Annotated in this window: 2 protein-coding genes; both read right to left on the bottom strand. The window is 65.3% G+C overall.

What is annotated here, in order from left to right:
- Positions 1–125: 125 nt before the first annotated feature.
- Positions 126–1,592, bottom strand: a complete 1,467-nt coding sequence (locus JOL79_RS33455) for a trypsin-like peptidase domain-containing protein (RefSeq protein ID WP_210159950.1) — start codon at positions 1,590–1,592, stop codon at positions 126–128.
- An 18-nt stretch (positions 1,593–1,610) separates the two neighbouring features.
- A complete protein-coding gene (locus JOL79_RS33450; RefSeq protein ID WP_210159949.1) occupies positions 1,611–1,862 on the bottom strand; it encodes a trypco2 family protein in 252 nt (83 codons plus the stop codon).
- Between the last annotated feature and the right edge of the window lie 114 nt (positions 1,863–1,976).

Raw genomic sequence — 1,976 nt, 5'->3', positions numbered from 1 at the left:
TGACTACGGTAAGCATGGGCGTGCCCTCCCAGCCGACGCGCCAACGTCGGCCTACTCAGTGACCTTCGAATCGATCACTCGGGAGGGTACGCCCCCGAGCCGATCCACAGGTTCTGAGCATTGCTCTAACCGCTCTCGAACACTGGCCTCACCGCTAGATCGTCACGCTTCAGAAGGTGGAGCCGGCGATTCTCATCAGCAAGCCTTCTGGCCAGGTGCTCGACGGTCCAGGCCGGTCGTGCCCGCAGCAGTGCTCCGGCGATCCGCAGTGCGAGCGGCAGCAGGCCGCATAGCCGGACCAGCCCGCTCACCTCGGCGTCGTCGCGGCACCGAGACTCCCCGTCTCGGTCGACCATACTGCGGATCAGCGCGATCGCTGAGGCTGTGTCGAGCACGTCGACTTCCACCAGTGCGGCGTCCACCGTGGTCAGCGAGGACCGCGAGGTCACCAGCACCACCGTGTCGCAGGGCCCGGGCAGCAACTCCCGGATCTGGGCCGAGCTGCTGGCGTTGTCGAGCACGACCACATAGCGGCCCCGCCGCAACACATCCCGGCAGGCGACGAAACGCGCGCTGGGTTCCGTCGGTAGCTCCAATTCCGGCGCGAGAGCCTCCAGCAGCCTGGTGGCCACCTGCTCGGCCGAGAGCCGGTTGGCCGAGTATCCCTGCAGATCGACGTGACAGGCCCCGTCCAGATGTCGGTCGAACAGGCGATGAGCCACCTCGACGGCCAACTGTGACTTGCCGACACCGGGCTGCCCCCAGATGACGACCACCCGGTCGTGTACGCCCACGCGCGACACCCGGTCGATGACGTCGGCCACCTCGTCATCACGGCCGGTGAAGTCGCTCATCGAAGGCGGCAGCGCCATAATCCGTGCCAACGGTCCGCGTTGCAGGCCGGCTGGATCCGGCTCCAGACGAGTGAGTCGTGACGGATCGTCGACGACGAGCAACTCCCAGAAGCGGCGGCGCACCGGTTCGTCGGCGAGGTCTAGCCGGTCGAACGGCGCCACAGTGAGCGAAGCTTGTCCTTCTGCGAGGTGGTGCTCGCTCACCACGCCGACGAGGATATCGCCCGCGAACACAGCAGCACCGGACATACCGGACCAAGCCGACTCGGTCCGCGTCCTATCGAGGGTGGCGGGGTGCGCGTCAACCCGGAAAGTGAGATATCCCGAGACCATGCCGTCAGCGGTCGGCACGTACCCATCCACCTGAACCGAGTCGCGGAGACGTCGTCCAGCTCGTGATATCTCCTTGAACCGCGGGAAGCCCACCGCACGCCCCCGCCCGATTCGTCCCGGACGCTCACGGGACACCCACCCGAAGACAGCCGGTTGGCCGGCCATCGGCCCCGCCTTCACCGCGACAAGGGCGAGATCGATCTCGGGAGGGGTACACAAGAGCACGGTGCCCTCGTACTCCACGCCTCCGTTGAAACGAACGGAGACTGCTTCCGCGTTGGCGACCACATGGGCGGCTGTGAGGACAACCCCGTCATCGACGAGGTATCCGGACCCGACCGACCAGCGGGCGCCGACCCCCTCGCCCTGGTCACAGATCACTTCAAGCACCTGAGAGATGTGCATAGCCGTCTGACTCCGTTGTCACGGACGCTCGGCGGAGTCGCGGCTGACATGAATCGGTTGACCGTCCTTGGTCAGCGGCTCGAGGGTCAAGCTGACCTTCTGGATGGACTCGCGGGCGTACTTGCCCTCAGTGCCGACCTCCAGCACCCAGAAGCGGGCCTTGCTATTCACTCCTCCTTCGCGGCTGACGCCGACGTGAAATTCGAGCTGAACCTGGCCTACCTGGAACTGGATTTCCTGACTACTGAAGCCGGCTAGAGCAATTGTCAAATCCTGTGGATTGCGTGTGATTCACAGAGCTCGAAGCCATTGGTCGAGGGCTGCGAAGTCGTCGTCGGCGAGTCCCCGGTATGACTCCACGTGGTGGAGGAGAGCCTGGCCGCT

It is taken from the genome of Microbispora oryzae, assembly GCF_017896165.1.
GTDB lineage: Bacteria > Actinomycetota > Actinomycetes > Streptosporangiales > Streptosporangiaceae > Microbispora > Microbispora oryzae.
This window is presented reverse-complemented; position numbering and strand designations above follow the sequence as displayed.